We start from the raw sequence: 13,144 nt of genomic DNA, 5'->3' as shown, positions 1-13,144 counted from the left end.
CTCATCATTTTTTCGACACACGCAAATAAAGCTCTTCTAGCCTCATCCGTTGCTTATGGATATCGTGGTTTTTTTCTACCTTCAGTCGAGCCTCCGTCGTGATTTGTGCCCACTCGTGACTATCTGTTAGTACACGGTTTATCATTTTCCCGAGCGCAGTCGGCGATTTCTCCGGGACCAAATATCCCGTCACTTTGTTTTCGACCAGCTCCGGAATCCCCGCGTGATAGGTGGAAATGACAGGGCGTCCACTGGCCATCGCTTCCATGATGACATTGGGGATTCCCTCTTGATTGCCATTTCTCGCTGTCTTGCATGCGATGATGAATAAATGGCACTTGGCCAGTTCACGCTGGACTTCACGATGTGGCAGAGCCCCTTTGAGCACGACTTGTGTCCCTAAATTGTTTTTCTTGATCAGTCGTTTGAGCTTCTTTTTTTCTTCTCCATCACCGACGATGATTAGCTTCGCCTTGGGGTGTTTTTTATGCACGTGAGTAAACGCCTTGATTAGCGTATCCATCCCCTTTTTTTCAGTCAGTCTCCCTACGCTTAGCAATCGGTACTCCCCATTTTCCACGGGCTGTGGAGGCAGCATGGGAAATTTGCGCAAATCAATTCCTGAGCGGATAAGGGTAATTTTGGACGGGGGACAGCCCAGATGAATCAATCGCTTTCTCATGTGATTGCTGACGACTGTAAACGCCTGGCCCTTTCGAAAGAGACGCTTAAGGGACCGTCTGTACACTGGATTTTCTTTTACGCGCTTGGTCGCATCAAAGCCGTGAAAGGAAGTGATCAGGGGGAGCTTGCTTTTTTGTGCATAAGGAAGCAATTCTAATCCAGCAGGACCAAAACGGGCATGCAGGCATTTAATTTTTTTTCGTCGCAGCCAAGTGGAGAGGCCGGCCATATGCTTGCGCACATAGACCGGCGAATAAGGAAATTGTTTTCGGTTAAAGGCTCGCTGTCGGGTCAACACCACGGGTTTGACCACTTGATGTCCAAGCAATTGCTCGTAAATAAATGTCTCACTCTTGGGAAGAAACTTTCTGCGATAAACGAGGACCCGATGCATGCAACTGGCCTCCTTTATGACGGGTGTTACCCCTTCGATTGCGAACGAATCTCTGCTAATTGATGGCGAAGGCCCTCTTCCAGTGCCACTTTTGGTTTGTATCCCAAGCGTTGTTGGGCAAATTGGATATCCGCACAGGTTCGTAGGGAGTCACCTGCCGGACCATTTTGATACGTAATGCGAGGGGTCAGATTCATTAACGTGCCCATGATGGACAGCACATCGATGAGCTTGATTTCCCGCTCTCCACCTACATTAAAAATGTCACCAGGAACAGCGTGCTGTGCAGCGAGCAGATTCGCCTCTACAGCGTCTGTCACATACGTAAAGTCTCGTGATTGCTGGCCATCACCATAGACGATGACCTCTTCGCCTTTCATCATTTGACGAAAGAAGCGATGAAAAGCCATATCGGGACGCTGTCTGGGACCGTATACCGTAAAGTAGCGCAGCATGGTAACCGGGAGTCCATAAGCTTTCACATAAACCGAGCAGATTTGCTCCATCGCTTCCTTGGTCACCCCATACGGGGAAACTGGGCGAAGAGGCGCATTCTCATTGGTTACTGTCCCTTGCATCGTCCCGTATACCGAAGAGGAGGACGAGACCACGATGACAGGCGGCTTCGGTCTTTGCAAGCAAGCCTCCAGTAATTCTTGTGTGGCCAAAATATTATGGCTAACATAATCAGCGAAGGACTTTCCCCAGCTATTTCTCACGCCCGGCAAGGCAGCGAGATGGAAAACGACATCGACGTTCTCGAGCCAAATGTCCCAACGCCCCGTCTGAAGCGTTGTAGAGTGGAAGGTGAAGGCAGGGTGCTTTCCTATTTCGGCCAGATTACGCAGTTTCGCAGCTACATCGTAGTTATCGATGAATCCGTCGATCCCGATGACTGTCACGCCATCGTTCAACAATCGCTGCGTCAAATGAGACCCAATAAAACCTGCACAGCCGGTGACAAGAGCTTTCTTCATCGCCTCCGACGCCTCACTTTCTTGAGCCTTCTAATGACTAAATAACCGTCCTTGTAACCATAGATGGCCTTGTATTTCTTGCCCCACCTTTTCAGATAAAATTTGAATGTTTTTTTTCGCAAATAATTACGGCGGAATTTCATCTTGCTATCCGTGAGCTGACCTTTATGCTTCGTCCGGTTGTAAAGGGTTTTGTTGATGTACCTCACCCGATACTTTTCAATTAATCGCAAAATGATTCGCCGATCCTCCATAATCCTTCCCTCATACCGATCCGAGGTGTCCCAACCACCCACTTGATGTAGGGCTTCTACACGATAGCAACGCGGAGAAACCATCCAGCGATTGTACTTCAGAAACTGGTATTTGTTATGAAATGTCTTGTGCTTCACTTTAATCGTCTTGGTATATTTTCCGCGTTTAACTTTCCAGATGTTCATGTTCCCATAGAAGAGAGCTGTGCTCTTCTTGCTTTTGTGAATGTACTTTTTGAGTACGGCCAGCGTTCGTTTCGGTAACCAGTCATCGGAGTCGAGTTGTACAAGATAAGGGGTATCTACCATTGACAATGCCTGATTCATGACTTTGCCGATTCCAGAATTTTGTTCCATTCGATGATACATAATGTTTGGGTGGTACATATATTTTTCAATTTTACTTCTGGTTCGATCGGTGGACGCATCGTCAATGATCAACAGCTTCCAATCTTTTGAGGTTTGATTCAAGACACTTTTAATGGCTTTGCGAATAAACTTGGCGCGATTGTAGGTCGGAATGACTACAGTAAAGGTCGGATTCATACGTCCTCCCTCTTAACAGCCGGAATGCAAATGGACGATTTGTCGCTTACAATGAAAACGCCCGTACTGTTAGAAGATTGACCCGTCATCATCGATGAGCGGCCAAAAACGCTGTTTGTTATTTTCCATGCAATATCATGCAACGAGCAGTTTTCCAGCAAGATACTATTTTCGAGATACGAGCAATTTTTCAAGCTTACGCCATTTTGGATCGAGACGTACGGTCCGATTTGGCAATTTTCAATCACACAATCATCACCAATTAGTACGGGACCCGTAATCTTCGAATTTTTCACAATGGTTCCTTTGCCAATTTGATGTTGATTGCCTAGCTCCCTCGTAAGCATCCACTGGTTGGCCTCCAGCCAGCGATCGATGGTTCCCACATCCGAATACTTTCCGTTGGTGACGGAATGGGCCAATTTGAATCCGCGATTAATCATCGATTGAATCGCATCCGTTATTTCTAGTTCGCCTCGGGGAGATGGCTGCAGGGTAGCAATCGACTCAAAAATAGGTGGCGTAAACAGATATGCGCCAATCACTGCCAGGTTGCTCTTTGGCTGACGTGGCTTTTCCTCTACAGAGATTAATCGTCCTTTTTGTACTTCTGCAATCCCATAATCCTGTGGTCTCTCCACTTGACTCAGCATCACGACACCGTCAGATTTCCCCTTCGTAAACGCTTTGGTAAGCCCGTGAAGTGAATCCATCAATAAATTATCACCTAGTAGCAAGATAAACGGTTCGTCTTGCAAAAACGGTTGCGCTAGCTGGACAGCATGGGCAATTCCCAGTCTTACCTCCTGCCGGATAAACGTAATGGTAGCCCCGAATTGACTACCATCGCCCACCATGGGAGGAATCTGTGATTGTGAAGGATGTATCACGATGCCAATGTCCTGAATGCCCACTTCACGCAGTTTGCGAATGCAATAGTGTAAGACCGGGTGATTGGCCACAGGGAGGAGGGTTTTCGGTTGCGAATAGGAAAAGGGGTGCAGTCGCGACCCACGTCCAGCACACAAGATTAACCCTTTCACAAGTATCACTCCCCAGTTGTGCTCTGCGATACTTATAAGGTATGCGTATCTGGATAGCTGGACAGGGCAGACGTCCACATCGGCGAAAGAAAAGGCAACCACCTACATCATTTTCAGTCGAATCAACCTGTTTTTAAAAGCTGTTGTTTCTCTTCAACTCGTGTTGGCACTACGGTTTCAAATACGTTCAGATAACCTTGCGCGGTTGCATACCAAGAAAAAAACTTTGCTCGTTGTAGGGCCTGTTTGCCCATTTCATTCCGGATAGCTGGTGAACTCCACAACAGTTCCCAGACAGCAGGCAATCCTTTTTCCCAATCTTTTGGCGGGATGATAAAGCCACTTTTCTCGTGGGCAACGACTTCACGAATGCCGCCACGCGGAGTGGAAATGACAGGCTTTCCGGAAGCCATTGCCTCTAAATTGACACGGCAAAACGCTTCTTTCCAAACAGACGGTGTCGCTACGACATCCCCAATTTGATAGTAAAGCGGCATTTTTGCGGATGGGACGAAATTGACGAAACGCACCTTTTCCCCTAAGGGCTTCGCAAGGCGCTTGAGCTCGCGAACATATGGATTCAGGCGATTGCTGCCGTATCCCGTACCGCCTACAATGACGAGTCTGGCTTTCGGGTCTTGTTTGCTCACCTGGCGAAAGGCTTTGATCAGCACATGTACCCCTTTTCCGCGCATGAGTCTGCCGGCATAAAACAAGACGCGATCATCTGGCTTCAATCCGAGTTCTTGACGCATTTTTTTGACCGCTATCTTTGCAACCTGATAAGGCGTGACATCGACTCCGAGATGAACCGCATGAATTTTATTCGCTGGAATCTTGCACGTCCGAATAAAATGTTGACGTAAAAATTCACTGTTCGTAATAAAACCCGTTGCCAGTCGAACGGCACGCCGCATGTTTTCCTTACTGATAATCGGCTGTGACCCGTACACGTGAGAGTGCATATTCACAAAGACCGGGATCTTGGGAAAATGGCGTTTTAATGTGAGAACATAGATCGGTCTATTTTCCACAAGAATGACATCGGGCTTATTCTTCTTGATATGGTTAATAATCCGGCGTAAATATGGCTTTGGCCCTTGATACGGGACACGAATGAACTGCCGGTTTTCTTCCACGGATGAGGTTGGGTAGGTCGCACATTGACGAGTGTAGATCGTAACGTTATGCATGGGCTCGATCATCTTTGTGACCTCATCAATATCATGTTCGACTGAGCTTCCTTTGACCGGTGGCACAGAAAAGGGACCCGGACTAATAATTGCGATGTTCATTTCGCTCGAGCTCCCACTCCTTTTTCAGTGAAAGAACTACTTGATACAAGTACTGCAATTGTTTTGTATGGTTTCCTTCAAGCTTCTCCCATCTTTCTTCCCACAAAGCAAGCGCCTCTTTCAGTTCCATCACTTCTTGCTCAAGCTTGTGAACCTGTTCCACGACTGCCTCATCTGTCTCTCTCATAATAATTTCAAAGGTAGGTTCCAAGACCAGTTCCTTTGGCTGCTCTACTGTTGTATTTACGACCAGCTCCTGGACGTTTTCCGTTACTTCCTCATCCTGCTTTTCATTGGCTTTTACGATTGAAATACGTTGAACTGCCTCATCTACGACATAACTTCCTGAAAACACACCTGGTGTCACCCAATGAGACAGATCCCATTTTTTGCGTTTTTCCACAAGTCATCGCCTCCTGAAGCTTGCATCTACGTAATATGTTATGACAGACAAGGAAAATGGGTACGTGTACGGTGACATAGAAAAAACCGCTTGATTTGGTTGAAATCAAAGCGGTTGCCCATGGTCTTTCATATTTGCTTGTCTGCGGAAGTTTAAGCTGTAAAGACGCGCTTGTTCTACGGTTGTTATCTGTTGCTTTTGCCATTCGAGCAAGATTCTGTCGATATAGCGGATGTGGAGCTTGCCGACGGTTGCAGCCTCACGCAAAGCAGTCAAAATCAATTCTTCCTGATAGCCGTCCTGTTCGGTCCACATATGGATATTCTCCAATTCAAACGGCGCTAGCGGGCGGCCAAATGCCTGCTCAAAACGAGCGTAAATGGCAACAGGTTCGGCATCCAGAGAAACGGCCACTTCCATATAAGGGTCTATGCTTCTCGGGTCTGCTTGCTGCTCCCGCCAGGTGTGGTACAGCTTTTTGTACAACGGGGTCAAATTGTATTGCTCATGACGCATGCCAGTTTGTGGATCAATAAACTCATCTATCGTAATCCAATCTTCTTTTAATAGCTTTTGAAGAGATTGAATCAATCTCCTGCTGGTCATGGACATGCGTTCCTCCAGCTCAGTTAAGGTCGGGAATCGATTCCCTTCCTGCTGAAAGGACAGCAAATGAATCAGTAGCATCATCTCGTCATCAGTCAATGACATACGCTTATACATTTTCAAAAGAAGGTTGGAGACGGATGTTGCTCCTTCTTGCAACAATTGCAATATATGGGAGTCCATAACGCATATTCACCTCTGGGTTGGAATAACAAGGGAGTGCGTAAAACGCGCTGTCAAACAATAGGAACACCCTGCTGCCCTCTCGCAACAGGGTGTAGATCGTTCATCGATAAAGGAACTCTCTTATGGATAGAGACGATTCAGCATGCGTGGGAATGGAATGGTTTCACGCACATGATCCAGACCGCAAATCCATGCAATCGTACGCTCCAGACCCAAACCAAAGCCGGAGTGAGGAACGGTACCATATTTGCGCAGATCCATATACCAGCGATAAGCCTCTTCCGAAAGCTCATGCTCAGCAAAACGTTTCTTCAAGAGTTCTGGATCATCAATCCGCTGGCTACCCCCGATGATTTCACCGTAGCCTTCCGGTGCGATCATATCCGCGCACAGAACCACTTCTGGACGTTCAGGGTGTGGCTTCATGTAAAAAGCCTTGATTTCGGTAGGATAATGAGTGATGAAAACAGGCTTGTCAAAGTGATCCGCAATCATCGTCTCATCCGGTGCTCCGAAGTCGTCTCCCCATTTGATCTCGCTACCTTTTTCCTGCAAGAGTTTGATCGCATCATCATAAGAGATGCGTGGGAACGATCCCGTTACATTTTGCATTTTTGTTGTATCGCGCTCCAGCGTTTTCAGTTCGCGCTCACAGTTTTTCAATACGGATTGTACCACATGAGAAACAAACGCTTCTTGAATACGCAGATTTTCTTCGTGATCCACGAAAGCCATCTCCGGCTCGATCATCCAGAACTCGATCAAGTGACGACGTGTCTTGGATTTCTCGGCGCGGAAAGTTGGACCGAAAGAGTAAACGCGACCTAACGCCATTGCGGCTGCTTCCATATAAAGCTGGCCGGACTGCGAGAGATACGCATCCTCATCAAAATATTTGGTATGGAACAGATTCGTGGTACCTTCCGCAGAGGTCGGTGTCAAAATTGGTGGATCTACTTTTACGAACCCGTTCTCGTGGAAGAACTCATACATGGCGCGAATCACCTCGGAACGCACAGCCATGACTGCACGCTGACGTGGAGAACGCAGCCACAGGTGGCGATGGTCCATGAGGAAGTCAACACCGTGTTCCTTCAAGGAAATCGGATATTCCTCGGCGATCTGAATAATTTCCACACCAGTTACTGTCAGTTCGTAACCGCTTGGTGCGCGGTCATCCGCACGAACTACACCGGTTATGTAAAGTGAGCTTTCTTGTGTGAGCTGCGATGCATTCTCCCACACTTCTTCCGCTACTTCCGCTTTTACTACTACACCTTGGATGAAGCCAGATCCGTCGCGAAGCTGCAAAAATTGAATCTTGCCGCTGCTACGTTTGTTGTATAACCAGCATCCTAGGCGTACTTCTTGTCCAACATGCCGCCCGATTCGGGCAATCGTCGTCAACATTGAATGATTCCCTCCATTTACCATGCCACGCAAATACAGACTAAGTATACCAAACAATTATACTATTGGGGGCCTGCAAATTCAATGAAAGTCTCCCTGTACAATGTTAACCATAAAATAGTTATGTAAACAATTTTGCATTTGGGAGACCTGATCTCAACATCGGCCTCCCTGCTTCTGAATCATCCACTCGCCCCATTGTTGTTTCCTACCGAATTATTTATCGTTCTCGAAATCGTATTCTTCACTACTTTCATAATCTTGTTCGAAATCACTTTCATCCGTGTCGTGATCCTCCATGTCATCCTCTTCCGTGTACTCATCTTCCATGTCTTCATCATCCGAATCTTCGTCTTCCATGTCTTCCTCTTCCGCGTCTTCATCATCTGTATCTTCGTCTTCCATGTACTCATCTTCCACGTCTTCATCATCTGTATCTTCGTCTTCCACGTCCTCATCTTCCATGTCTTCATCATCCGTATCTTCATTATCCATGTCTTCCTCTTCAAAGTCGTGATCGTGATCGTCCTCGACTTCTTCTGCCTCCAGTTGTCGCCTCTCTGTTGACCATTCCAACATTTCGTGTGGGACATCTACTCCTTTTACCCCAATCCCAATCCAGTGAATCACCCCAGTCGCTTCCTGCCCCTCTTGATTGCGAAATACGGTGATGATCGCGGAGGTCCTTTTCGTGTATTTAAGCGACGTATAAATTCCTGGTTGATTTGTCATTGCCACCATACAATAATGGGTATCCGCATAAGGCTGTGGCAATCGAACGGTCACATCTGTAGACTTGCTTGCGGCAGAAAGCCTGAAGGGGACGAAACCGTATTGTTGCAAGGTTATTCCTATATGATTATGCGTCTCAATTACCGGAAAGGATAATTTCTCAGCATCAATCGACTGATCCGCAATGTGATGCGTAGTGACAGCTTTGGACGCAATTTTAGAACCGGTCACGGAGTCCTCTGCCAGTTTTTCCTGCGTAATGATCCGGTTTTGCAGATGCTGTTCTGTTATGCTCCTGCTAATTAGATGACTTCCTTTAAGCGTTCCTTCCTTAATATGAGTTCCATCCAAGCTGCCTTTTATGACATGCGCACCATGAACGGAATGGCTATCTAGCTTGCTCGCATCAATACTCTGATCGGCTATTTTTTCTCGAGTGATACTGCCGTCCTGTATTTTTTCCTTGGAAATGGAGTTACCCTGAAGATGGTCTGCTTGAATGATATGACTGTTGAGATGTGTAGATGAAATTGCTTTTTCCGCAATCTTTTCGCCCGTGACGGCTGATCTGCCCAGATGGCGTGTCTTGATCGCATCTTTGGCTATTTTGGGCGCTGTGATTACGGCATCTCCAAGTTTGCTTGTCGTAATGCTTAGATCTGAAATTTTGTCTGTGGAAACAGATTCCGGCGCCAATTTTGATGTGGTCACCAAATGGTCATGCAGGTGCTGGGTCTGGATGATGTACTCGCGTAGATGATTGCCCCCAATGAGTCTGTCAGTCAAATGCTGTTCTTCTACAGATCTTCTTGCCAGCTTTTCTGAGCGAATGGACCCGTCAATCAGATGTCGTGAGCTTACACTCTCATCGAGCAAGTGTTGCTCTCCTACACTCCTGTTCGCCAATTTGTCAGTAGTGATAGCCTTATCAGCTATCTTGGCTGTGGTAATTTGCTGATCCCCAATTTTTTTAGCCGTCAGCATCCCGTCTTGCAAGTGACTCGATAGGACACTGCCAGCTTGTAAATGTGTGCTGCCGATTGACTCTTTGGCGAGCTTTTCTGCCGTGACACTGTTGTTGTCCAAATGCTCAGTCAATATCGCATATGGCCCCACTTTATCACTGGTCACCGCTTCTGGATGTAGATGCTGGCTATAAATGGCTTGAAATGCGATGTGATGATCCGTGATGCTGCCAGCGCTAATGTTGCTGCCATCTATTAGCTCTTCCGTGAGATGATGGTGGTAAATGGAGCCTTCACGAATATGCTGAGACTCAATTGCATCTTCATCTATCTTCGTGGAAGTTACTGCTCCATCGCGTAATTTATCGCCTGTGACAGCTCCATCCTCAAGCTTCACTGTGTTAATCACATAGTTGGCGAGATTACCTGTTTGAATAGTCCCCATCTTTATTTTTTCCGAGGTAATCGATTGATCCTGGATCAACTCATTCGTGATCGCTTGCTCCTGAATATGCTTGCTCTGGATCGAGTGGTCGGCAAATTTCATCGAGTCAATGGTTTTATCGGCTAACTTTTCGGACGTAATGCTATGGTTGATCAATTTTTGCGCGGAAATCGAGTAATCCTGCAAGTGCTCTCCACTTACGATTCCCTGCCCCAGATGATCCCTCTGTACCGCATGCGGTGCGAGTTTGGTGGAGGTTACGCTCTTGTCCGCGAGTTTGCTGCTGTCCACCGCATAATCCTTCAAAATCGAATTATCCACGGCGCCTTGCTTAATCTTGGACGCATCAATGGCACGGTTCGCAATTTTTTCTGTTGTCACCGATTGATCTGTCAAGTCGTCTGTATAGACAAATGATTGGACACGATCATCATTTCGGTCTTTGATGACCTTTGAATAAAAGTTCGGATTGGCAGTTGAACTTTGTTTGGAGGATACGTTTTGTTTGGAAGATGCGTTTTGTTTAGAAGATGTATCCTGTTTGGAAGTTGTATCCTGCCTCGAGGTTGAATCCTGTTTGGAAGTTGAATCCTGTCTGGAAGTTAAATCCTGTCTGGAAAACGAGTCCTGTTTGGAGGATAGGTCCTGCTTGGGTACTTTGGGAATCGGTTTTTGTTGCTCTTTCGGTGTGGCTGCAGAGAGGGGAGGTATTCTGTGAGTGCTCTCCAAATTACTTTCAAGCAGATTTAATTCGAGGTCTTCCATCCACTCCCGATCAGGTGATGATGTATATGAGAGCGGTAACTCGTGCATGGTCTGCCTAAAGGTTTTGCTCAGACTTTTGTTAGCTTTTCGCCGGTTCACATTGGCCATAGGGTCTCCTTGCCTCCTGATTTCATTCCCGTATCACTTTTGTAGGATATTCATCCATTTACCTATTTGGCACCGTGTCTACAAAATTGTTTCATCCTGATTTGCCTAAGTTGCCAGCAAACACAAAAAAACCTGCTTCGCCTATCTTCCATTGGCTAGCAGGTTCTTTATCTTCACTTTATACAGCTACTTCTTCCTTAGTTTGTGACAATAGCGCCCTGAACTCATCACCTTGCAAAACTTCCGCTTCCAACAATGTATGCAAGCCCATTTGGAATACGGAGTCATACTGTCTCAAAAGATTGCGAGTTTCTTCGAGCAATCCTTCCAGCAGACGCTCAACCTCGTCATGAATCCGATTCTTATCCACGTATTGCAAATGTACAATCCCCAGCTCGGACATACCGCTTTGTACAATTTCCTGTGCCATTCCCAGTGCTTGCTCAAAGTCATTCTTCGAACCAGTACTGCGCCCACCGTAGTAGATTTCCTCCGCTACGGCTCCCCCAAGGCTAACCATGATTTGCTTCTCCATCGCTTCCTTGGTATACAGATAGCGGTCTTCCATTGGATTTTGTCGGACATATCCTAGTGCTTTGCCACGTGGACTCAGCGTGACCTGCGAGACAGAGCCTGGTCGCACGCTCTCGCTGACAATGGCATGTCCCAGTTCATGGAGAGCAACGCGCTTCTTCTCTTCCTCTGATGCTTGACGATCTACCTTCTCACCGAGCATGACCTTGTCTACGGCATAAGCAAAATGCTTCGCAGTGATCTTTTCCTGACGGTCACGCATGGCGTAAATGGCTGCTTCATTCGCTACACTTTCCAGCTGTGCGCCAGAAAATCCGAATGTCTCCTGAGCCACTTTTTCCAGTGTGACGTCCTCGCCTAGCGGTTTATTGGCCGTATGAATGGTCAAAATCTGCTCGCGCGCTGGCTTGTCTGGAAGATCAACGCTAATATGACGATCAAAACGACCAGGCCGCAACAGCGCTGCGTCGAGCATGTCCTTCCGGTTCGTAGCTGCCATGACTAAAACCCGCGGCTTGTCAGTCGTAGCTACACCATCCATCTCCGTCAACAGTTGATTCAAGGTTTGATCGTATTCACGCTGCTGTTGACCGTCCCTTTTTCCACCGACGACATCGATTTCATCGATAAAAATAATCGCGCTGTCTTGCCCATTTTTCTCTGCTAATGCCTTCGCTTCTTGAAACAGTTCACGGACGCGTTGTGCACCGACACCGACGTACATCTCTACAAACTGGGAACCTGATGCCGCAACAAAAGCAGAATTTGTATAGTTCGCTGCCGCTTTTGCCATCAGGGTCTTACCCGTACCAGGAGGTCCTGTCAAAAGAACACCTTTGATAGGGCGAATCCCGTACTGCTCTATTTTGTCCTTATACACGAGAAAATCAAGCGATTCTTTCAGTTCTTTTTTGGCGCGTTCCTGTCCACCGATATCGGCAAATTGCACGTCCGATTTCGGCAGCTCATGCTTGTTTACTTTTCTTTTCCCTCCGAGGGCAACATTCCCGCCTTGTCCATTTTGCTGGCGGATGACCAGAAAATAAATCGCACCCAGTACGGCTCCGAACACCAAGAATGGCGTAATGTTTACACCTAGAAAAACAAGAAAAATCAACAGTGCAGGTACGACGCCGATCAGTATTTCTTTACGCACGTGCCGTCACCTCTTTTTCAATCGAACGGGGGATGATGGTGTAGAAATCCTCCGTTCCTTTTTTCAAGTAAACATAAATATTCTCGTCATCCATCAATGCAGATGCTTCGTCGAGCTGATTCCCCTGTTTCCATTGTTCCACGAGGGCTGGAATGCGGCTATATTCATGCAACTCCACCGCTTCTGTAAACACAAATTGACCGCTTTGCCAGATATCGTTCATCGTTGTCGACTCGTTGTCGATGTCAATGACCACTTCTTTTTCCCCTGCGATCTTTTGTGTTTCCGCTAGCAGATTACGATATTCTGCTGGAAAAGCGTCTGGTTTTGTAACAGTTACATCTATTTGAATTTTATCTTTGCTGATCTCCAAATTGCCCAATGTTGCGGACTGCATCTGTCCTATTTCTGCACGGATTGGCTCCTCAATCTCCATCTTTTGATACAAGAACCATCCGCCGAACAGGAGTGCCAATGTTGCCACCAAAGATAATCCAATTGCGCTCTTTTTCAACTGCACGGCTACTCCCCCCATAATTATCGTTCTCGTTTTCTCTCTATGCAACATTCACAGTATATCATATGAGTATATCATTTTCTTATACATATGTTGGATGGAATGCCAAACAGGCCTTCTCCCA

Annotated in this window: 11 protein-coding genes; all 11 read right to left on the bottom strand. The window is 46.8% G+C overall.

From position 1 onward, the window contains the following. Positions 1-4: 4 nt before the first annotated feature. Entirely contained in the window at positions 5-1,078 is a 1,074-nt protein-coding gene (locus C7R91_RS14725; RefSeq protein WP_047069038.1) for a glycosyltransferase, read from the bottom strand. A gap of 26 nt (positions 1,079-1,104) precedes the next feature. Next, a complete protein-coding gene (locus C7R91_RS14720; RefSeq protein ID WP_047069037.1) occupies positions 1,105-2,055 on the bottom strand; it encodes an NAD-dependent epimerase/dehydratase family protein in 951 nt (316 codons plus the stop codon). Further along, positions 2,052-2,855 carry a glycosyltransferase family 2 protein gene (locus C7R91_RS14715; protein ID WP_047069036.1) on the bottom strand — a complete coding sequence of 268 codons (804 nt, stop codon included), beginning with the start codon at positions 2,853-2,855 and terminating at the stop codon, positions 2,052-2,054. The genes C7R91_RS14720 and C7R91_RS14715 overlap by 4 nt, the downstream gene beginning before the upstream one ends. Then, on the bottom strand, positions 2,852-3,898 hold the full coding sequence (locus C7R91_RS14710; protein WP_047069035.1) for a glucose-1-phosphate thymidylyltransferase: 1,047 nt from the start codon (positions 3,896-3,898) through the stop codon (positions 2,852-2,854). The genes C7R91_RS14715 and C7R91_RS14710 overlap by 4 nt, the downstream gene beginning before the upstream one ends. Positions 3,899-4,020: 122 nt before the next feature. Further along, positions 4,021-5,193, bottom strand: coding sequence for a glycosyltransferase family 4 protein (locus C7R91_RS14705; RefSeq protein ID WP_047069034.1), 1,173 nt, complete (start codon positions 5,191-5,193; stop codon positions 4,021-4,023). Next, on the bottom strand, positions 5,174-5,596 hold the full coding sequence (locus tag C7R91_RS14700; protein ID WP_047069033.1) for a hypothetical protein: 423 nt from the start codon (positions 5,594-5,596) through the stop codon (positions 5,174-5,176). Before C7R91_RS14700 ends, C7R91_RS14705 begins: the two co-directional genes overlap by 20 nt. Positions 5,597-5,701: 105 nt before the next feature. Next, on the bottom strand, positions 5,702-6,385 hold the full coding sequence (locus tag C7R91_RS14695) for a DnaD domain-containing protein (RefSeq protein ID WP_047069032.1): 684 nt from the start codon (positions 6,383-6,385) through the stop codon (positions 5,702-5,704). A 123-nt stretch (positions 6,386-6,508) separates the two neighbouring features. Continuing rightward, positions 6,509-7,798, bottom strand: a complete 1,290-nt coding sequence (asnS, locus tag C7R91_RS14690) for an asparagine--tRNA ligase (protein ID WP_047069031.1) — start codon at positions 7,796-7,798, stop codon at positions 6,509-6,511. A gap of 216 nt (positions 7,799-8,014) precedes the next feature. Continuing rightward, the gene (locus tag C7R91_RS14685) at positions 8,015-10,813 is read right to left on the bottom strand and encodes a WIAG-tail domain (protein WP_047069030.1); all 2,799 of its coding nucleotides are present in this window, start codon (positions 10,811-10,813) and stop codon (positions 8,015-8,017) included. Between the two features lie 178 nt (positions 10,814-10,991). Beyond that, positions 10,992-12,503, bottom strand: a complete 1,512-nt coding sequence (locus C7R91_RS14680; RefSeq protein WP_047069029.1) for an AAA family ATPase — start codon at positions 12,501-12,503, stop codon at positions 10,992-10,994. Next, complete coding sequence (locus tag C7R91_RS14675; RefSeq protein ID WP_047069028.1) at positions 12,496-13,023, bottom strand: hypothetical protein; 528 nt, start codon at positions 13,021-13,023, stop codon at positions 12,496-12,498. Before C7R91_RS14675 ends, C7R91_RS14680 begins: the two co-directional genes overlap by 8 nt. Positions 13,024-13,144: the final 121 nt, after the last annotated feature.

This window comes from Brevibacillus formosus (assembly GCF_003013405.1).
GTDB lineage: Bacteria > Bacillota > Bacilli > Brevibacillales > Brevibacillaceae > Brevibacillus > Brevibacillus formosus.
This window is presented reverse-complemented; position numbering and strand designations above follow the sequence as displayed.

Excerpts from the sequence above, each read along its gene's own strand:
- C7R91_RS14725 (WP_047069038.1), bottom strand. The coding sequence starts at position 1,078 with ATGCATCGGGTCCTCGTTTATCGCAGAAAGTTTCTTCCCAAGAGTGAG.
- C7R91_RS14705 (WP_047069034.1), bottom strand. The coding sequence starts at position 5,193 with ATGAACATCGCAATTATTAGTCCGGGTCCCTTTTCTGTGCCACCGGTC.
- C7R91_RS14695 (WP_047069032.1), bottom strand. The coding sequence starts at position 6,385 with ATGGACTCCCATATATTGCAATTGTTGCAAGAAGGAGCAACATCCGTC.
- C7R91_RS14685 (WP_047069030.1), bottom strand. The coding sequence starts at position 10,813 with ATGGCCAATGTGAACCGGCGAAAAGCTAACAAAAGTCTGAGCAAAACC.
- C7R91_RS14715 (WP_047069036.1), bottom strand. The coding sequence starts at position 2,855 with ATGAATCCGACCTTTACTGTAGTCATTCCGACCTACAATCGCGCCAAG.
- C7R91_RS14720 (WP_047069037.1), bottom strand. The coding sequence starts at position 2,055 with ATGAAGAAAGCTCTTGTCACCGGCTGTGCAGGTTTTATTGGGTCTCAT.
- asnS (WP_047069031.1), bottom strand. The coding sequence starts at position 7,798 with ATGTTGACGACGATTGCCCGAATCGGGCGGCATGTTGGACAAGAAGTA.